This window comes from Clostridium sp. MB05, from assembly GCF_046581255.1.
GTDB lineage: Bacteria > Bacillota > Clostridia > Clostridiales > Clostridiaceae > Clostridium.
Genome location: NZ_CP174370.1, coordinates 1,399,659 through 1,421,537, shown reverse-complemented (window position 1 = coordinate 1,421,537; position 21,879 = coordinate 1,399,659). Strand labels below are relative to the sequence as shown.

Here is a 21,879-nt window from a genome sequence, read left to right as displayed (position 1 = left end):
TAATGTTACATTTTAGTAACCTTTAAATAATCTGATATCTTATAAAAATATATATTAAACAAAGCATATTCATCCTTAATTGACTCAACAGAAATTCCATGCTCTAATTTATTTAATATCTTCTTTGTAAAATAAAGTCCCATTCCAGTAGATTTATATACTGTATTTCTACCATTACTACCTGTAAAACCTTTATTAAATATCCTATCAACATCCTCTCTTTCTATACCAATTCCATAATCTTTAATACATAGCTTTATATGATCACTATGGTTTTCTGCATAAAACTCAATTTTACCATTTCCGTTTGAATATTTAATAGCATTATTAATTAATTGATCTAAAACATAAATAATCCATTTACCATCACTATAAATATTATAATTCAAATTATTTGTAGTAACTTCCATCTTATTTTTTATTAAGAAAAATGCATTATTTCTTATTGATTTCTTTACTATAGTTTCTAAATTTTCTTCTTTAATAAATATATCTTCTGAGGCTACAGTGGCTCTGCTACCATACATTACTGAATTGACTAAAAAATTAATCTTTTCAGTTTCATTTTTAACACTATTAGCTGTGTTATCATCTTCCACTTCATCTGAAATTATATTTAATGCTGTTATAGGAAGCTTTATTTCATGAATCCACTTAGAAATATATTCTTCCATATCCCTTAATTGTTCTTCATATGTATTTACTTTTCCATCATACTTTTTTTCTTTATTTTTTATAATATTTAACATTATCTCTTCTTCTAATGAAGTTCCTTTAATATCTTCTATAGAAATATCATTTTTATTTGAAATTGAACTATATATATCATGGTACTTTTTCTTCCAATTAGTGTACTTTATATAAAAATATATTACATAAATAGCAATTATAATAAAATCTAAATAAACTAAATCTCCAATTCTATAATTAAATGAATTTATAGAAACTAAATATATATTAATTATTAATAATAAAATTATTGAAAATATAATATTAAAATTTTTATCCTTTATAAATCTTATTAATCCCATTAAATCATATACCCTATCCCCTTCTTGGTCTTTATAAAATCATTTAATTCTAATTCATCTTTAAGTCTACTTCTAAGTCTAGTTACATTTACTGTCAATGTATTATCACTTACAAACTCATCATCATTCCATAAACTCATCATAATCTTATCTCTTGATACTACCTTACCTTTATTCTTAATAAGAATTGATAAGATTTTCATTTCATTTTTAGTTAGATCAATAATATTATCTTCATACTTAAAAGTGCACTTCTCCATATCTAAAATAGTATCCTTATAATAAATAATAGAATCTAAACTAACATAATCATAACTTCTTCTAAGAATTGCATTTATCTTAGTTATTAAAACTTCTATAGAGAATGGCTTAGTTATATAATCATCTCCGCCATTATTAATACCCATAATTAAATCCATATTAGAATCTCTTGAAGATAAGAATATTATTGGAACTTTAGATATTTCTCTAATTTTTTCACACCAATAAAAGCCATCATAATAAGGTAAATTAACATCCATTATTACTAAGCTTGGTTTCTTATCTATAAATTCCTCTCTTATATTATTAAAATCATCTATTGAATCAACGCTAAATCCCCATTTACTTAGTGATAAAGAAAGCTGTTTAGCTAAATCAAAATCATCTTCAATTAATAAAATTTCCTTCATTATAGATACCTCTCAACGTTTTTTATCTAAATTATACCATTATACATATTAAAATAATAAATATATTAATTTTAATCTAAAAAATAAGGATGATATTTAATCACCCTTATTTTTTATAAATTTCTTTTTATCTTAATCAAATATCTTTTTCTAATAATAAGGAAATATATCACTTGAATAATTAAAAAGCTTCCCATTACTGTAATCGCTGATATACTTATTTCCATTTCAAATGCATTGTTTAATGCTAATAGTGCAAATAAAGAATGTATTACTGCAACTATATAAGGAAGTAAAAATAATACTCCAATTTCGATAGTTGATATTTTCTTTATTTCTTTAAAGGTTAATCCTATTTTATTTAGATTATTATACTTCACTTTATCCTCTTCTATATCCATATAATATTTATTATATAGAAAGCTGGCTGTAGTCACAAAGAAAATTATTCCTATAAATATTGCTAAAAACATAAATATTCCATACCCTAATTTAATGGCTTCTAACATATTAGCTTTTATTAGAAGAATCTTTTCTTTACTATAGTTTTCTTCTGGAAACTTATCTACATATATTTTAGATATATCCAGAGTTTCTTTATAATTATCTACATTAATACTATAAAATGAAAATGCTAAAGCATTGATTTTATTATATTCTTCATCATTTATAATATATAAATTCTCGTATAAAGCTGGAAGCACTCTATCTTCTAAAGCTGAAGTAACTTCTATATTAATACTATCAATTGATATATTTTGAAGCCCTTGTGTAACTTGTGCTTCTAATACAGCTTCATTTTCATTAAGAATTATATTATCTTTTTTAAGTGAATTAGCTAACATATTATAGGTACTTTCACTTATTATATTTATCTCATTATTATTATATTGTAGTGATTTTATTTCACCATTAACCTTTGTATAATTATAGTTATATTCCTTTAAATAATCTTCAAAAAACATTATTCTTTCATCAATATTTATATTATCTTCCTCAAAGGAATAGAAAAATGCTTGAGGAAAATTTTTATCCACTTCTGATTCCTTATTAAGCCAAAAGGAATATACTCCTCCAATTGACGTAAATGCCACTGCTGAAGTTATTGTTATAATAAAAAACATCCTTGTATTATCCTTTATTCTATACAAAAGATTTGAAACCCATAATAATGCTGTTTTATTCATGTAAAACCTTCTAATGCTTCTTAGTTTATTTACTATAAAAACACTAAGCTGGGAAAACAATAAATAAGTTCCAATTATAACAATTACTGTTACAGGTACAATTCTATATATTATATTTTTCATGGTGGAAGTAATTGAAAAATAATACCCTACAATAATTAATATAATACAAATTAATGTAAGAATATTTGATGCTTTAGGTTCATTCTTTGGTTTTTCTGTTGCTTTAAGTAATGATAAAACCTTGTCTTCTTTTATTATACTAGCAGTGAAAATAGAAATTATTCCTCCTATTAAAATAAAAGCAATTATTGTAATTATCATTGCCTTAGTTGGAAAATAAAAAGTTAAAATATTATAACCCAATAATTTTCCACTAGCTACTAAAAATATTTTTGAAAAAATTAATCCTAATATAATTCCAATCACACCAGATATAGAACTAATTAAAATATTTTCAATTATAATCATTTTCTTTATTTGTTTATCTGAAGCTCCTAAAATATATAGTGTTCCAAACTCTTTATATCTACTTTTTAAAAATACACTTACAGAATAAAATATAAAGAAGCATAAAAATACGTATGCTATTACCATAGTTAAATAAAATCCAACTTGTAAGTAGTTGCGAAAGCTACTTATATCTAATTCTGGATGCAGTATTAGCATAGTAAATGAAAATAATAACGCTGCTGAAATACTACTACTTAAGAAATATCCAAAATATGCCCTTATATTTCTTCCTACATTTCTAGTGGCGAACTCTATAAAATTCATTATCTTCCCCCTCCTAGTAACGCAAGAACATCTAAAATTTCTTGATAAAACTGTTGTCTATTATCTCCTTTATAAATTTCATTATATATTGATCCATCCTTTATAAATAAAATTCTATTACAATAGCTGGCTGCTAATGGATCATGTGTGACTATCATTGTAGTGACATTTTCCTCCTTATTTATTTTTTCAAATAGCTCCATTACTATCCTCGATGCTTTTGAATCTAAATTTCCAGTAGGTTCATCTGCTAGAAGAATTGATGGATTGTGTATTAAAGCTCTTGCAACTGCTGTTCTTTGAGCCTCACCTCCAGATATTTCAAATGTTCTTTTATTTAGCAATTCTCTTATACCAAGAATATTTGCTACCCTTTGTAGCCTTTTATCTTGCTCATTTATTGATACGCCATCTAAAGTCAGTGGTAACAATATGTTTTCACCAATAGTCAATGTGTTTATTAAATTAAAATCTTGAAATACGAAGCCTAACTCTCTTCTCCTAAATAATGCTAATTCATCTCCTTTAAGTATTAAAGGATTAACATTGTTTACTTTTATTTCTCCTGAAGTAGGTTTATCTATTGTAGAAATCATATTTAAGAGTGTTGTCTTTCCACTACCCGAAGGCCCCATTATTCCTACAAATTCTCCCTTTTCTATATTAAAGTTAATATTATTTAAAGCGCTAAATACAACTTTATTTCCATATATCTTCTTTAAGTTTTTAACTGTTAAAACTTCCATTTTTCTCTCCCTCTATACCGTTAATATTATAACTTTTTTAAATACTAATATAGCAAGTAAAGTTCCTACTAAAATCCTGTATATTGCAAATATTCTCATAGGCTTTTTCTTTAAATAACCAATAAATTTTTTAATAACTATCATTGATACTATAAAGGCAACAATAAATCCTAATATTAATGCAATCCATAAAGTCGATGTCATTATAGAGTAATCAAATTCAAATAAGTCTTTACCTGATGAACCTATCATTGCTGGAATAGCTAAAAAGAATGAAATTTCAGCAGCTATTGATGTTGACATTCCTGCAATCCATCCCCCCATTATAGTTGATGCACTTCTAGACATTCCTGGCCAAACAGCTAAAATTTGTAGTATTCCTACCTTTAAAGCTTGAATATAACTTATATCATCTATGTTATAAGCTTGCTTTTTTCTATTTCTAAATATATTTTCCACTATTAATAATAAAATGCCGCCTACTATGAAACCTATAATTACAGCTTCTGGTTTAAATAAAGATTTTATTTTCTTATAAAATAATACACCTATAATCCCCATTGGAATAGAAGCTATTATAATATTAATTCCAAACTTAAACCCTACTCTACCTTCTTTTCCTTTAGTAATTATAAATCTAAAAAACTCTATTATACTTTCACTAATTTTCTTCCAATAAATTACTACTACTGCTAATATTGCTCCTAATTGAATTACTACCTCAAACATCTTAACAAATTCACCATTAAAATTTATTAAGCTTCCAATTAATATCATATGTCCTGTAGAAGATACAGGAATAAATTCTGTAAGTCCTTCTACTATCCCAATTATAATCGCTTTTAATATGAATATTATATCAATCACCTTATTTATCCTCCTTTAAACTTTATATATTTAGTTTAATTGAAGATCCTTATGGCTACTATCTTTAAACCTTACGTAATTATTACATGTGTGTCACCTTCAACTATTCTATTTTTAAAACTTCTGGAACCTAGGTGAATTTACTAAAAAAAGTAGGATTACTTCTCCTACTTCTTAAACATTACTGTAACTGTTGTTCCACATCCAATTTTAGAATCTATTACTACCTTATGATCTAATTTATCACAAACCTTTTTTACTATGTATAAGCCCATACCTGTAGACTCACCAAATTTACGTCCATTTTCCCCTGTAAAGAATGGATCAAATACTCTTTTAATATCTTTTTTATTTATTCCTATGCCCTCATCTATAACATATAATATAACAAATCCTAAGTCTTCTTCAGCTTTTATTATTAATTCTTTTCCAATACTCCTAGAATATTTTATTCCATTAACAATAAGCTGTTCTAATATAAATTTAACCCACTTTGCATCACTATATATTTCTATTTTTTTATCTATTTCAACTACTGGTTTTATTTTATTTTTAATAAATAAAGTTTTTTCTTCATTTATTTTATTAATAACTAAATTATATAAAGAAATTTTCTCTATTATAAAATCTTTTTGAAATGAATCTAACCTAGCAAAATACATTGCCATATTTAATCCTTTATTTAACTTATATACTTCTTTTTTAATATTTTCAATAGGCTCATCACCTTCATATTCCTGCATTTGTAACTGTATTACTGATAGAGGTGTTTTCATTTGATGAACCCACTGATTTATAAATGTCAAGTGATCTTCATGGCTTTTGTTGAATTCCATAATTTCATCTTCATATAAACTATTCGCTCTTTTTAAAACATTAGATATACCTTCTCCTAAAACTGAATCTCCTAAATTTAATATAGATTCATCTAAGTTATTTAAGCTCTTCTCTAAAAATTTATAAACTTCTTTATTCTTATAATATCTACTTCCTAAGAAAACAAATAAAATAAATGTATTAAATAATAATATATAGAAACACTCATTTATATTTAAATTACCTAAAAGTTTTATATAACTTAAGGTAATAATAAGGCTTAAGAAATATATAATTATATATCCTTTACTATCCTTTATAAATAATTTCATTTTTATTCTCCTACCAGGTTTTATTTAACCTATATCCAACTGTTCTTACAGTTTCTATTCCGTTATATATTCCAATTTCTTGAAGCCTTTTTCTTATTCTGCTTATATTAACATTTAATGTATTTTCTTCTACAAACTCAATATCATCCCATATCTTTTCTAAAAGAAAATCTCTATCTACAACTTTAGGATATTTTTTAATAAGATATTCTAATAATATACCTTCCTTTTTCGTTATTATTAATTTTTTATCATTGAACTCTATTTCGGATCTCTCTGGATAAAATACCAATCCATCAAGTTCTACTATTCTTTCATTTATTTTAGGAGCATAATCTCCAAAGGCTCTTCTTATATGACTTTTTATCTTTGCCATGACAACCTCATAATAGAAAGGCTTGGTTATATAATCATCTCCACCATTTTCAAGAGCCATAACTTGATCCATCCCACTATCCCTAGCTGATATAAATATTATTGGAACTTTTGACTCTTGTCTTATTTTCCTACACCAATAAACCCCATCAAACTTAGGTAAGTTAACATCTAATAATACAAGATCAGGATTGAATTCATTAAATTCATCCATTATATTTTCAAAGTTTTCTACTACTTTTACATCAAATTGGTATTTAGATATATATTCTTTTAATAAAAAGCTTATTGATAAATCATCTTCTATAATATATATTTTATAATTCATATTATCTACTCCTTAATAATTATGAAATTACATTAATTATACAATTATTCCATGCATATTTGTATTACATTTTAGTAAGGTATTTATATAAGAACTCTTATTAATTATGTGTTTCTTAGTAAAAAGAAAAGTTATGGCTTATATTAAATTATAGCCATAACTTTCAATTTTATTTAAAAGTATTTTGGTTACGCTAGTAAAAACTATAACGCCCTCCATACTTATAATAAACCTCTATAAATTCAATCAAATTTCAACTAATTTAACTTCTTTATTTATTAAGCTTAATGCTTTTTCTTTTATTCCTTCTAAAGCATAATCACCGTCTTTATTTTCTATTAGTATTTTAGTTTTTATATTAAATTCTTTATCATACTGATTTATTATTTTATCTTTCATTTCATATTTAAAATTACTTCCACCTAAAACTACTATTTTAGGATTAATTATAGCTGATATAGTTTTAATGGTATTTATAATTATTCTGCAATATGTATCGTCATCTAAATCCCTCATAATAGCAACATTTAAAAATGTATCTTGCATAGGTATAAAACCAATTTCACCTGCATATCCATCGTCACCTTTCAAAACATTTCCATTTACTATTATTCCTGATCCTACCCCTAATGAAGTAAAGCTTATATACACAAGACTCATACTTCTACAATTATTCTCTTCTACATAATTATTATAAAAAGCTATAGAAGTTGAGTTTATATCATTCTCTAATATTATCGGAATTTTATACTTTTCCTCAAGCTGTTTCTTTATTTTTATCTCTTTCCACTCTTCCATCTTAATTCCAGATAAGAACCCATCTTTAGTCACTATTCCTGGTACACTAATTCCTATTCCTTCTATATTAGAATAAACTCTATATAAACCTTCTATGGCATCTATTATAGTTTTAGTATCCTCTACACCATTTATTAGTTTAGCATTTTCTTCTAAGACTTCACCTAAAGCATTTACCACTCTATATACTATTTTTGCTTCTTCTACTGAAAGTACTATTACATACCTTTTATTAGAATTAATTTTATATCTTTCTGCTCTTCTTCCACCGCTCGATTCATCCAATCCAATAGATATTATTTCATCTATTTCAATTAATTCATTAAGTATTCCTCTTACAGTTGTATGGCTTATTCCTGTATCTTTAACAATTTCACTTCTCGTTGCATTACCTCTAGTCCTTATAGAATTCATTATTAATGAAGTATTTACATTTTTAAGTTCCTTTGGTGTTCCTGCAATTTTTTTCATTAAATATTTAACTCCTTTAAAATATCTCTTGGCTCTTTTAAATTAAAATCAGCTTCTATACCATCTAAGCTATCTGCTCCCCACATGGCTATTCCAAAATCCATACCAGCTGCTTTTGTAGCTTTAAAGTCAAATATTGTATCACCTATATACATACACTCCTTTGGTGATATATCTAGTATTTCGACAACCTTAAGCAATGGATCTGGATAAGGTTTATGCTTTTCTGTATCATCAGCTAACACTTCACATTTAATATATTTTTGCAATCCAGTAGGTACAAAATCTATTTCATATTGATTTTTCATTTTAGAACTTGCTATTGCACATATGATTCCTTCTTTATATAAAGTTTTTATAACTTCATCAAGGCCATCATATAATGTAGCTCCTTCTTCAAATTCATTTACATACTTCACCCATTTATCGTAAGATTTCTCTATATCCTTAAAACCTAATTCTTCTATTGTCTTTTTTCCTGCATATGCTTTATATTTCAATAAGCTTTCATATGATATATCTTGTCCAAGTTCTTCTTTAATTAACCTTTGGAGAGGTATCATATTCATTCTTTCTGTATTTAAAATTGTTCCGTCTAAATCAAATATTACACATTTGTATTTTCTCAATTTTCTCTCTCCTTAACTTTTAATATAACCTTTTAAAAGTTTATTGCAAAAGTATTTTATCATAATTTTATAAATTATTCAACAATTAACAATACTCTAAATTTATATATATTCATTGCTCCTTAAATAAAAACAAGCTAAATTTAAAACTTAGCTTGTTTTCTTTAATAAATATTTACAATAACTCACCATATCTATTTATAAAAGCTTTCTTTAAAACTGTTGCTAATGCCATATAAAGAATTATTATTATAACTAGACAAGGGAAATAAATTGCTGGCATAGCAACCATATCTAAAGCCTTTCCAAAAGCTGTATAAGGAATTATAGTTCCTATTGCTATTCCTAATGTTGTTAATGTTGTAAGCTTCCATGATGCACGGCTTTGAATAAATGGAATACGTGGTGTCCTAATCATATGAATTACAAGAGTTTGAGACCATAGTGATTCAACAAACCATCCTGCATGGAAAAGTCCCATAAACCCTAACTGTTGCACTTCATTTAGTGTATGGAATTGTCCGCCAAATACAAATGGACAAATAAAGAAATACATTAGAATATAAGTTGCAATATCAAAAACTGAACTAGTTGGTCCAATCCAAATCATAAACTTGCTAATGGAGCCTGCATCCCATTTACGAGGTGCTTTAAGATAATCTTCATCTACATTATCCCAAGGAATAGCTATACAAGAAATATCATAAATTAAATTTAGCATTAAAAGCTGTATTGGCATCATAGGTAAGAATGGTAAGAATATACTTGCTGCTAGAACAGAAAACATATTTCCAAAGTTAGAGCTTGCTGTCATTTTAATATATTTAATGATATTTGCATATATCTTTCTGCCTTCTATTACTCCATCTTCTAAAACCATCAAATCTTTTTCTAACAATATAATGTTAGCTGATTCTTTAGATATATCTACTGCTGTATCTACAGAAATCCCAACATCTGCTTCTGTCATAGCTCCTGCATCATTTATTCCGTCTCCCATAAAACCAACAGTATGTCCATTATTTCTTAAAGCCGCTACAACACGTACCTTTTGTTGTGGTGAAAGCTTAGCAAATACATTAGTTTCTTCTACTGCTTCACTAAGTAGTTCATCATCTATTTCTTCAATATCTGATCCAAGCAATAAATTACTTACTTTTATTCCAACTTGATGACAAATTGAAGATGTTACAGCATCATTATCTCCAGTAAGAATTTTAACATTAACACCATACTCCTCAAGAGCCTTTATTGCTCCAGCTGTACTTTTCTTTGGAGGATCTAAGAATGCAAGATATCCTATTAGAACCATATCAGCTTCATCTTTTACTGAAAGTTCTCCTACTTTTGATGGATTATTCTTTTGAGCAATACCTAATATACGCATTCCTTCTCTATTGTAGCCTGCAACTGTCTCTAGAATTTCATCTTTTATTTTTTCTGTAATAGGTTCTATTTTCCCCTTATATTCTACATGTGAGCAAACTGATATCATTTCTTCAATTGCTCCTTTTGTAATAAGTTGAGTTTTACCATATTTATCTTCAACTACTACACTCATACGACGACGACTAAAATCAAATGGTATTTCATCTACTTTTTTATAATCTTTCCATAATTCAATCATATCTTTTTCATTTGCATGATTTACTATAGCTATATCCATTAAGTTTTTTAATCCTGTTTGATGATAGCTGTTAAGAAAAGCATGGCGTAATACTCTACTATCTTCATTTCCTTCAATATCAAGAGAATATTCTAAAACAACTTTATCTTGTGTAAGTGTTCCAGTTTTATCAGTACAAAGAACATCCATACCTCCAAAATTTTGTATTGCATTTAAATCTTTAACTATTACTTTTTTCTTTGACATAGAAACTGCACCTTTTGCAAGGTTTGCTGAAACAATCATTGGTAGCATTTCTGGGGTAAGACCTACTGCAATAGAAAGAGCAAATAGAAATGCTTCCATCCAATCTCCTTTAGTAAAGCCATTCATGAATAGCACTATCGGAACCATTACTAACATAAATCTAATTAATACCCAGGATACTGAGTTTACACCTTTTTCAAAGCTTGTAGTAACTTTTTTACCTACTATTTGCTTTGCCATAGAACCAAATATTGTATCGTCTCCAACATTAATTGCTATTGCTGTAGCTGAACCACTAATAACATTACTTCCCATAAAAGCTAAATTATTCATCTCAACAGGATTTTTACAATCACTTATAATAGCCTTATCTATTTTTTCAACTGGTTCACTTTCACCAGTTAATGATGACTGACTTATAAATAAATCCTTAGACCTTAATATTCTAACATCAGCTGGAATCATATCACCAGCAGCTAAATGAATTATATCTCCAACTACAATTTCATTAATTGAAATTTCTTGTCTTCCAATTTCTTTACGCTCTACACTTATAGTTGTCTTAACCATTTCACTTAGCTTTTCAGCTGCTTTACTTGACCTTGCCTCTTGTACAAAACGAAGGATTCCACTAACTAAAACCATTGTAGTTACTATAATAACTGATGTTGCATCTCTGTTTGCTGGTTCAACAATAGCTATATCTGTAATGAATGATATAACTGCTAAAATCAATAAAATTATAGTAAATGGATTAATAAAAGCTTCTAAAAGTCTTTTTAATAAAGAGTCACCTTTTTGATGAGTAACTTCATTTTTTCCAAACTTCTCTCTCATTAATTCAACTTTACTTTCTTCATAGCCATTATAGCTTGTATCATATATCTTTAATATAGCACTTTCATTTTGAATTGCAGCTGAAATTAATCTATTCTTTGTTTCAGCTAATCTTAATTCATTAGTAGTGTTTTTTTTCAATATTCTTTTTTTCATTGTCTTTCCCTCCTAAAAAATAGATTTTAATATTTTTTTAGAAAGTAAGACATAAACCCAAAAGAAATACTAATGTAAATTATTCAATTGTAATGAGCAAGAGGAATGAATGTACAATCTAGTACATAATAAATTCATCGTGCTTACGAAAATCATACTTCTCCCTAATGAGTCTATGTTCTTACTACTCTCTTCATCCATTCCTCTCACCTCCAAAAATTCAAAATATATAAACATAAAATTGATTAAAAATAAAAAACCCTTACCAAAGCTAAAACAATGGTAAGGGAAATAAAATTCCTAAACTATGCAATAATTAATTGCAATAAAAATATAAAACAAAAAAATTGTTTCACCATCGTTCAAGCTTCAGCTTCACAAGGCGATGAAATTGCATTAGTCTATGCCTTGGATTCGACATAGACTGCTAACCTTCTCATAGTGTCTCCACTATTTTGCGGCAGCAACCCTTATCCTTGTGGTAACCTCACCTACCGAGATATTTAATTTTCGAATTTTAATTTCTAATTCTACTTCATCATATGAAATTACTCTATATTTGTCAACCCTTTTTAATATTTTTATTTAATTTAATTATAAAAAGTAAGTTTATAGATCAATTTTTAAAATTTAATTCATATTATTATTCTAAAGTCACTTTCAAATAATTTATTGTGAAATTTATTTAAAAGTGATAAAATAACCCTTAATAATATTAGAACGATCCAAGGAGGTAACTATGAAAAAGAAAAATATAGTACTACTTTCAACTGGTGTTTTAGCCACTTTATCAGTTGGCGCCTTAGGCTTTGTAGGAAATTACTTTTATAACTTAGCTCTTAATCCAAAAACTTCCAAAGATATTATTTTTGGTAAACCTGAAGAATCTGAAGATACAATTGGAGAAGTTGTAAATGAAGATGTAAATTGGCTAACCAGTAATTCAAACTTTTCTGATGAATATATAACTTCATTTGATAATTTAAAATTGCATGGATATAAAATACTAAACGAAAATTCTACTAACAAGTGGGTAATAACTGTTCATGGATATACTTGTGAAGGTTCCGATATGAACCTTTATGCTAGAAAATTTTATGATATGGGTTATAATGTTTTGATCCCAGATTTAAGAGCTCATGGAAATAGCGAAGGTAGTTACATTGGAATGGGATGGAATGACAGACTTGATATTATAGAGTGGATAAATTTAATTATTAAAAATTATGAAAATACAGAAATAATACTTCATGGAGTATCTATGGGAGCTGCTACTGTTTCTATGGTATCTGGTGAAAATTTACCTAATAATGTAAAGGCAATTATAGCAGATTGCGGTTATACATCTGTTTGGAATCAATTTTCTCATAAATTAAAGGGGCTTTATTCACTTCCAGACTTTCCTGTAATGCATGCTTCTTCATTAGTATCAAAATTTAGAGCTGGATATAACTTAAGAAAAGCATCAGCATTAAATCAAGTTTCAAAATCTAAAACTCCAATACTTTTTATTCATGGTGATAAAGATGACTTTGTTCCATATTTAATGATGGACGAACTATATACCGCTACGAGTTCTGAAAAAGAAAAACTTACTATTGAAGGAGCGGGACATGCTAAAGCATCAAAAGTAAATCCTGAGCTTTATTGGTCAACAATAGAAACTTTTACGAATAAATATGTGGACTTAAATTAATAAAAAATACTTTGTGCTAATTATTAGTACAAAGTATTTTTTGTTTATAATTCTAACTATGTCCATTAACAATTACATCTAATTTACCTGTTTCAGAATCTATAGCAAGTCTATAAAGTGATATACCTTCTGACATTAAAGAATGCCTTTTTATTTATATAATTTAATTTTAAAAACTCCTAAGGGAGTTTTTTCTTTAATTTCAAATTCTAAATTCTGCATTTTACATTATGCGACAGCACCTTTAATATATTGGATCAGCAACTATTCCAAAAGAACTAGCCTTTATAATTGGTAATCCAACTATTTCTTTTAATTCCTCCTTAGTTCCATGAACTACTATCCCTAAAATTTCAGCATCATCAGCTGATGTCTTTCCTCTTTCCATTATTTCATCATATAACTGTTTATGATTCATATAAGGACTTTTGCTTAATCTCTCTATTAACTCATTATATTTTTCATTATACTCATCTCTATTAAAATTCTTAGAATTATAACACTCTATCCCAATAGTTTCTACTTCTTCTATTCCACTTGATTTAGAATCATAATTATCAATTTTATATTTAAACTCTTCCATTTTTTTATCAGTAAATTCATCTAACCATAGCCATGTTATATCAGTATTTTTTAACTTACTCTGGATCATATACAACTCAGAAATTTTATATGGTTTATCAAAGGAAATTGCTAACTCGACCACCTTTCCATTGGGTATTTTTTCTATATAATCTAAGTCATTTTGATATTCTTTATAGTCTATCTCAGGATGAAAAAATCTTAACTTTCTATATCCATATTCATTAGTATATACAGGCCAATCACTATTGTAATTACCATATCCCATACCAACTACTCTATCAAATCGACTATTATATCTTTCATTTCCATTAATGCCAAACCTAGTTATAGAATCATCTATAATTATATTTCTGCCAGCAATACTTTTAGAAATCTTTTTAAAACTTGTTCCACCTAATACTCCTAATAAATCATTTGCTTCACTTATATATCCGTTTGGTATAGTTAGTTTTACTATTGCCTCTTGTTTTTCATATGACATCTCACTATACTTTAAAGATAGTTTATTATTAATAAAACTTCCTATTATAAAAACTAAAGCTGATATGATAACTATTTTTATAGTTAGTTTAAGTTTTGCTATTCTCATAGATTTTTTTATTTTTTTCTCATCTAAAAAATTATCTATATCCTTCATTTATTTTATTCCACTCCTTTTTAAAACTATTTCTTGCCCTATACAAATACACCTTAATTGTATTTTCATCTAATCCTAATAAAATAGAAATTTCCTTATAACTTAAATCAATTTCATATTTAAGTATAATTAAGCTCTTATATTCTTCTTTTAATAAATTTAAAGTCTGTAAAATTTTCTGCGATTTTTCTTTATTTATAATATTTTCTTCTAAGTTGAAATTATCTACTAATTCTTCATAAAAGTTATCCTCATAAATAGATTTAGAATTTATAACTTTACCTCTTTTAACCATATTTTTATAATTATTTATAGAAACCTTAAATAGCCAAGAAGGTAGATTTCTAATGTTTATTTCTGTTATGTATTCCATTGCTTTTATAAAGCTATCTTGAACTATATCTTCAACATCACTAGGTCTACATCCACACTTTATTAAATAAAGACAAATAATATTAAACTGTTGCTTATATAAATTAATAATTAAATCTTTATCCATTATTCCTCCCTTCTTAAAATAAGGCCTTATATAAATAAGACAATTATCAAAACAAAATGTGTACAATTATATATTAATTTTTTCAAATAATTATTTCCAAAATAAAACATTATCTATATTATTATCTTAAATACTACATATTTCTGTCTATACTTTAATTTCCCTTATATGAAACTTTTATCTACTTAACTTATAATAAAATTATAAAACTATAGTAGGGATTACTTTGATAAATGCATTAGCAATATTTATTTTGTAGCTAATTTATGTTCCACTTCTAACACTAAGAACTACATTTTTTGTTAAAGGTAAAAAACTTCAAGCCTCAATGTTTGCTTTTTTAGAAGCCATAATTTACATAGTAAGTCTTGGAATTGTATTTTCTGACTTAAAGAATTTTCTAAATATAGGAGCCTATATCTTAGGCTATGGAATAGATATCTATCTTGGAGGTAGAATTGAAGAAAAACTTGCCATTGGATATAGATCAATAGATGTAAATTTAACACTATATAATTCTAAATTAGTAACTAAACTAAGAGATTTAAAATTTGGTGTTAATACTTATGAAGGAGAAAGAATGAATAAAGAGAAAAGATATAAACTTGAAATTATTTCTCATAGAAGTAGAGAAAATGAAGTTATTTCTTTAATTCAATCTTTAGAGAAAAATGCCTTTATAGTTTCTTATGAACCTCCTCAATTTAAGGGTGGTTATATTACCAAGCAATTTAAAAAATTATAATATAATAAATACAATAAGAGCCATAAATTGCTTTATGGCTCTTAAATTAATTTAACACTCAATCGAACATTAATTTACAGATATTTATCCATTTATTTATTTTTTTTCTTCTTAGAGATAACCATTCCAGATGTTGCCATCGCAACGCCTAGTAATGATAAAGCAACTGATGAAGTACCACCTGTACTAGGGAGTTTTCCTCCATTGTTTGGCTTATCTTCATTATTTCCATTGTTGCTTCCATCTCCGTTATTGTCCCCATTACCTGGCTTACCGTCATTATTATCTTTTTCAACTAAAGAGTTCTTTGCATTTTCAAGATTTCTGTAAGCTTCATTTACTTCTTCCTGAGTAGAATTTTCATTATTTGCAACTTCTTTTGCTTTTGCTAATGCATCCATCATTGCATTCCATGATTCTTCTGTATATTTAGTTTGATCTAATAACTTAACTTCTTTGATAAGCTTATTAAGTTCATCCTTAGATACACTTTCTGGAATTTTCTTTAGAGCATTTATAGAATGTCCTAATGACTTTGTAGCATCATCAACTTGTTTTTGTGTTAATGAAACTGTTTCATAAACTTTTTTAGCATTTTCTAAAGCTGCTTTAAATTCTGATTTTCCTTCATCTAAATATTGATCTAAATCAATTGATTCAGCACGTTTAATCATTTCATTTAAGTCATTTCTATTTAATAAAGTCAACTGTGAATGTGCTTCTATTAATCCATCATAAGCACCTTTATAAATATCGTATTCACTACCATCTTTAATAGATTCAGCATATTGAATAGCTTCTATAAACCTTGCATAACTATCACTTGTATAATCAGCTTCATTGTTTGATTCTAGCTCAAGAAGACAATTATTTAATTCAAAAGCAATCTTATATTGCAATGTAGCAATAGCATTATCAATATTTTTAATAGCAACTCTTACATCATTATCAGTTACATCTTTATTTTCCAATACTTTATTAGCATCAAGCATTTTATTTTTGAAAATATTAAATCCTACATAATGATATTCACCAGAATTTTCAAGAATCTCTTTGTTTTCATCATATTTTGCTTGTAACTTAGATTTATCAGCTTCTGGAGTTGGTTCTTCAAATTCAAACCAATCAATATTTGCTACCCATTTACTAGAACCTTCAGTATGTAATTTTACATACACATTATGTTTTCCAGTAATATCTTGGTTTAATGTTGTTTTTACAACTGTGTAATTTGCCCATCCATTTGTAGTTGGTAATTCAATTGATCCTACTGGATTTCCATCCATATTATCTAGATAGATATCCATTCTTGAATTGTTACCAGCACTAGATGGATTATGAGAATAACGTACTGACATTTGTGTCTTTCCATTAAATTGAACACCATTATAGAGTAACCATGAATTATCTCTTGTTCCTCCAACATTAGTTAATTCTTTTCCACTGCTATCTTTACTATTTTCAATTTTTAATTCTCCATTACTCCAATCATTTTTATTTTCTGCTTCAATATGACGAACGGCTGCTTTTTCAAATTCCATATAATCTATATTTGCAATATATGGTCTACTATCAGTAGTTCCTCTTAACACAAAGCAAAGATTATGAACACCAGTTAATGTCTTATTTAATTCAGCACTAACAACTTGATAGTCAGTCCATCCAGTAGTTAATGGCATATTTACAGTTCCTAATAACTCTCCATCTTTATTTCCTTCTCTCACTTCAATTCGTGCATCTAAAGCACAAGCATCTACACGTGTAGAATATCTAACATTGATTTTTTTTGCATCAAGATTATCAAAGTTTACATTGTTATATTGAATCCAAGCACCATCATATGTCCCACCTAAATTACTAGCTTCATTCTTTAAGTCATTACCAGACCAGTTATCACTTCTTTCAGCTTCTAACTTAACTGTACTGTCAACTGCTGTTTCTCTAAATTGTAAATAATCTACATTTGCTACATAAGGTTTTTCACCAGTTGTTCCTCTAAAAACAAAGTATACATCATGTTTACCTTTTAATATTTCAGGATTATCCATAGCCACTTGAATTGTTTTATATGTCCCCCATGCTTTTCCTGTAGTAGGTAACTCAACAGTACCAATTAATTGACCATCTACTCCATCTACTCTTACTTCTAGACTACTATCACTTGCACAACGATCACTTGCATTATCATAACGAAGTCCTAAGATTAATGTATTTAATCCTTCAAAATCAAGTCCATCATATCTTATCCAAGCACCATCATATGTCCCACCTAAATTGCCAGTTTCATTCCTTAAGCTTTCACCAGACCATGCATCACTTTTTTCAGCTTCTAATCTTGAAAATCCATCACTTGGAATAATTAAATGTTCTTGAGCATTTACAATATTAGCAATAGCTAATTCTATTTCTTTGCTACTAGCATTTTCTTTTTCTAAAAGCTGCTTTCCTTTTTCAATTTCATCTAATAAAACCTGATAAGATGATTTGGTATAAGCACTAGCTCTAATATACTCTGCTTCTGCAATAGTTCTTTTCAATTTAGATGTATGATCATAATCAAAATCTAATAATAATGCTGTCATTCCTCCGCAAGAACTCATTCCAATTTCACTAGCTTTAGCTCCATCAAATGCATCATCACTAAATGAAAGTTCAATTTCAATATCTGAATCATGACTTTTTGCTTTTCCTTCAAAACTTAATACAACAGTTTTATCTCCTGTTTTTACAGCTTTTGAATTTAATCCTTCAGGAAGGTTTGTTATTCTTACTTTTCCTGTCTCTACAAAATCTTCATTAAGGTTTCCAGTAAATACTGAATCACCGCTTAAAGTAATTGTAGCTGTATCTATTATAGAACCATCATCATTTTTACCTTCCTTAAACTCAGTTAATGAATATGATAATTGATCATCATCAAACATAACTTTAATGTTATCTTTTATTTTACGAATACTATTTGTAATAGGTGTTTTTGTTGCAGAGTCTGTTATTTCAATTGTTAGATTGCTAATACTATCATTTAAAGCATGACGTTCAGCTTTTCCATCCAATGAAACAACTACTTTATTTTTATCTGTTTTTACAGCTGAAGCTTTGAGACCTTTAGGAAGGTTAGAAATTTTAATTTTTCCTAATGCTGTTAAATCTTCATTTACATCACCTGTAAATTCATTTGTTTTTAAGGTAATTTCTAACTTTTGATCAAAAGAGCCATCATTTAATTTAGACTCTTCAAACATTCCTGTTGAATAAGCGATTTCATCGTCATCATAAGATGCTGTATTTGCTTTATCACTACTTGATTTAGCTGTAACACCATCTTTTGCCCAATCAGAAGGTTGATTTCCCATTTCAAAAGATAATACTCCACCTCTTGTGATTTCAGAATAGTCAACCCAAGTACGATTAAATGATTGTCCATTTAATGTTGCTGATTGAATATACTGATTTTCATCTGAAACATTGTTTGCTTCAATTGTGAATGTTTTTCCATTTCCTACATCTAAAGATACTCTTTCAAAGAATGGTGAACCTATTTGGAATGTTGTATCACCTGGCGTCATAGGGAATATACCCATTGCTGCTGAAACAAACATCATAGCCATAGTTCCGGCATCATCATCCATTGTTTCTAGGTATCCATCTGGAGCTAATCTATACAGCTTTTCTTTAACTGCTCCACTTGCATATCCTGTATTCCATGTTTCTCTTGTATAAATTTGTCTTACCCAATATTGAGTTTTGTCAGGTCTACCTACAAAGTTGAATAAATATGGTGCATGCAATTCTACTTCATTAGCTGCATTGTGTAACATCGCACTACCATTATCTGGATCATGTTCTCCAAAAAGATATTGTAATGCTTCAAGCATACCTTCTTTACCACCCATTAAATCCATTAAACCATTAACATCATTTGATCCATACCAACTATATTGCCACATAGAACCTTGGTATAGTCCATCTGCTCCAATTTTTCTTGGATCACTTCCACTCCAATTTCCATTTTTATCTTTGTTCCATACTAATCCTAATTTACGATCACTAAATGGGGATTGTACAGCATCTTTTCTAAACATGTTTTTATAGTTAAATGAACGATCTAAGAAATATTGCGCTTCATCTTCTTTACCTAAAGCTTCTGCAATAATTGATAAAGCCCAATCATCATATCCGTATTCCATTGTACGATCCATACGATTAGGAACATACCCTATTTCTTCTACTTCATCTGTAATAACTTTATTTGCAATTTTTTTAGCTTCTTCATATGCTTCTTCTAAGTTATCTATATCAGTAAACCCTTTAGCAACACCATCAGCAAGTAAAGCCACTGCATGTTCTGTTCTTACATTAGGGACTGGTTGTTTATCATGTGACCATGTTACTATACCATAATCTAATGCATCTGAAATTGATCTAACCATATCTTTATAAGTATCTGGCATAACTAATCCGATCATAGGATATTTACGATAATCATCCCATAATGTCCATGAATCATAGTGAGTATAATCTTTAGCCTCATGTATTTTCCCATCAGTTCCTCTAAAAGTTCCACTTGTACTTGTTGCATTTACTGGAGTCATAAACATATGGTACAAATGTGTATAGAATAATTTCTTTAGATCACCAGTAGGATCACTTGTTTCAGAACTTTCAACTCTAACTTTACCTAATACATCATTCCATTGTTTATCAGCTCTCTTATATGCTGTGTCAAAATTCCAATCTTTTATTTCATTGTGCATATCTATTTTTGCTTGTTCAACGCTTATTGGTGAAATACTTACTTTTAATTCTAATTCTTCATTTTCTTTAACATCAAAATTAAGAATAGCACCTAAATCATTTCCTTTTTGAGATTTTTCATCACTTAGATCTTTCCCATTCCAAGTTTTTACATAATTGGCTAGTTTGCTTGTCTCCATATAGAAGTACATTGTGTATTTACCAGATCCTCCTACATTTTTCCCACTAAATCTACCACCAATAGCTGTAGTCATATCACTTTCTTCTAATACATCTAAATAAGCATCTCTTATATCAGTTCCATGATATGTGTAATTTAAATCTGTAACAATATTAACTTTTCCAGCTTCGGGGAATGTATAGCGATGAAAACCTGTACGTTGATCTGTTGTCATTTCTGCCTTAATCTTCCCCATTTCTGTATTATCAGAAACTTGATTATCTTTTCCAGTTTTAGGTGTTAATTCAACACTATAGTAACCTGGTTTAGCAGACTCGTCTTCTTTTGTATATTTCATAGCACGTGTTTCTGCTTTAGGTCTTTCTGTGTATTCTACATATGTAGGAGTAACTAAGACATCTCCTCCTGCCCCTTGTCCTCCAACACCTTCAATACGTGTATGAGAAAAACCTTGAATTTGCAACTTCTTATAATCATATCCAGCATGATCAAGTGTAGCATGAGGATATGTATCTGGACTTAATTTAACAAGTCCATTTGGTACAACACTTCCAGGAAATAGCTGTCCATAATCCACTTCTGTACACACGAAGGGATCAACATACTGCGTATAGTTATCTTCTTTTTCAACTGCATATACGGGTTTAACCATTGATGGAACTGTTCCAGAAATAAATGATAAAGCAATAGATAGAGCCAATGCTCTCTGCATTAAACTTTTACGTTTCTTTTTCATATTTACCTCCAATTTAATTAATATTTAGACACAAATAACTACATTCTAGAATAATAATCACCTAGTCTTCTCTTTTCAAACCCTATCAAAAGTATATCTACTATCATCCTCTATACCTTTTCTAGTCACTCTCATCTTAATAAAATGAATA

The 21,879-nt window shown here is 27.9% G+C and carries 15 protein-coding genes and 1 riboswitch; of the genes, 2 read left to right on the top strand and 13 right to left on the bottom strand.

The window, feature by feature from the left end; all coding sequences use genetic code 11:
* Positions 1-5: 5 nt before the first annotated feature.
* From ACH36K_RS06600 to mgtA, 10 genes are all read right to left on the bottom strand, one after another.
* Complete coding sequence (locus tag ACH36K_RS06600) at positions 6-1,031, bottom strand: sensor histidine kinase (RefSeq protein ID WP_411170155.1); 1,026 nt, start codon at positions 1,029-1,031, stop codon at positions 6-8.
* Entirely contained in the window at positions 1,031-1,702 is a 672-nt protein-coding gene (locus ACH36K_RS06595) for a response regulator transcription factor (RefSeq protein ID WP_411170154.1), read from the bottom strand. Before ACH36K_RS06595 ends, ACH36K_RS06600 begins: the two co-directional genes overlap by 1 nt.
* A gap of 113 nt (positions 1,703-1,815) precedes the next feature.
* Positions 1,816-3,666 carry an FtsX-like permease family protein gene (locus ACH36K_RS06590; protein WP_411170153.1) on the bottom strand — a complete coding sequence of 617 codons (1,851 nt, stop codon included), beginning with the start codon at positions 3,664-3,666 and terminating at the stop codon, positions 1,816-1,818.
* Positions 3,666-4,412 (bottom strand): ABC transporter ATP-binding protein, encoded by a 747-nt coding sequence (locus ACH36K_RS06585; RefSeq protein ID WP_411170152.1) that lies wholly within the window; start codon positions 4,410-4,412, stop codon positions 3,666-3,668. Before ACH36K_RS06585 ends, ACH36K_RS06590 begins: the two co-directional genes overlap by 1 nt.
* Positions 4,413-4,424: 12 nt before the next feature.
* Complete coding sequence (locus ACH36K_RS06580) at positions 4,425-5,276, bottom strand: undecaprenyl-diphosphate phosphatase (RefSeq protein WP_411170664.1); 852 nt, start codon at positions 5,274-5,276, stop codon at positions 4,425-4,427.
* A 170-nt stretch (positions 5,277-5,446) separates the two neighbouring features.
* Positions 5,447-6,427, bottom strand: a complete 981-nt coding sequence (locus ACH36K_RS06575; RefSeq protein ID WP_411170151.1) for a sensor histidine kinase — start codon at positions 6,425-6,427, stop codon at positions 5,447-5,449.
* Between the two features lie 10 nt (positions 6,428-6,437).
* On the bottom strand, positions 6,438-7,130 hold the full coding sequence (locus ACH36K_RS06570) for a response regulator (RefSeq protein ID WP_411170150.1): 693 nt from the start codon (positions 7,128-7,130) through the stop codon (positions 6,438-6,440).
* A gap of 246 nt (positions 7,131-7,376) precedes the next feature.
* Positions 7,377-8,399 carry an ROK family protein gene (locus ACH36K_RS06565; RefSeq protein WP_411170149.1) on the bottom strand — a complete coding sequence of 341 codons (1,023 nt, stop codon included), beginning with the start codon at positions 8,397-8,399 and terminating at the stop codon, positions 7,377-7,379.
* Positions 8,399-9,028 carry an HAD family hydrolase gene (locus tag ACH36K_RS06560; protein ID WP_411170148.1) on the bottom strand — a complete coding sequence of 210 codons (630 nt, stop codon included), beginning with the start codon at positions 9,026-9,028 and terminating at the stop codon, positions 8,399-8,401. The genes ACH36K_RS06565 and ACH36K_RS06560 overlap by 1 nt, the downstream gene beginning before the upstream one ends.
* A 175-nt stretch (positions 9,029-9,203) precedes the next feature.
* Positions 9,204-11,894: a magnesium-translocating P-type ATPase gene (mgtA, locus tag ACH36K_RS06555; protein ID WP_411170147.1), complete on the bottom strand. Its 2,691-nt coding sequence runs from the start codon at positions 11,892-11,894 to the stop codon at positions 9,204-9,206.
* 346 nt (positions 11,895-12,240) lie between these two features.
* Positions 12,241-12,400, bottom strand: a riboswitch (M-box (ykoK) riboswitch).
* A gap of 233 nt (positions 12,401-12,633) precedes the next feature.
* Here mgtA and ACH36K_RS06550 point away from each other — a divergent pair.
* Entirely contained in the window at positions 12,634-13,590 is a 957-nt protein-coding gene (locus ACH36K_RS06550) for an alpha/beta hydrolase (RefSeq protein WP_411170146.1), read from the top strand.
* 244 nt (positions 13,591-13,834) lie between these two features.
* On the opposite strand, the gene ACH36K_RS06545 is transcribed toward ACH36K_RS06550, so the two are convergent.
* On the bottom strand, positions 13,835-14,812 hold the full coding sequence (locus ACH36K_RS06545) for an anti sigma factor C-terminal domain-containing protein (RefSeq protein ID WP_411170145.1): 978 nt from the start codon (positions 14,810-14,812) through the stop codon (positions 13,835-13,837).
* Positions 14,796-15,311, bottom strand: coding sequence for an RNA polymerase sigma factor (locus ACH36K_RS06540; protein ID WP_411170144.1), 516 nt, complete (start codon positions 15,309-15,311; stop codon positions 14,796-14,798). The genes ACH36K_RS06545 and ACH36K_RS06540 overlap by 17 nt, the downstream gene beginning before the upstream one ends.
* Positions 15,312-15,573: 262 nt before the next feature.
* Here ACH36K_RS06540 and ACH36K_RS06535 point away from each other — a divergent pair, with 262 nt between their 5' ends.
* A complete protein-coding gene (locus tag ACH36K_RS06535; RefSeq protein ID WP_411170663.1) occupies positions 15,574-16,056 on the top strand; it encodes a DUF5698 domain-containing protein in 483 nt (160 codons plus the stop codon).
* 92 nt (positions 16,057-16,148) lie between these two features.
* Here ACH36K_RS06535 and ACH36K_RS06530 read toward each other — a convergent pair whose 3' ends face one another.
* Positions 16,149-21,728 (bottom strand): GH92 family glycosyl hydrolase, encoded by a 5,580-nt coding sequence (locus ACH36K_RS06530; protein ID WP_411170143.1) that lies wholly within the window; start codon positions 21,726-21,728, stop codon positions 16,149-16,151.
* Between the last annotated feature and the right edge of the window lie 151 nt (positions 21,729-21,879).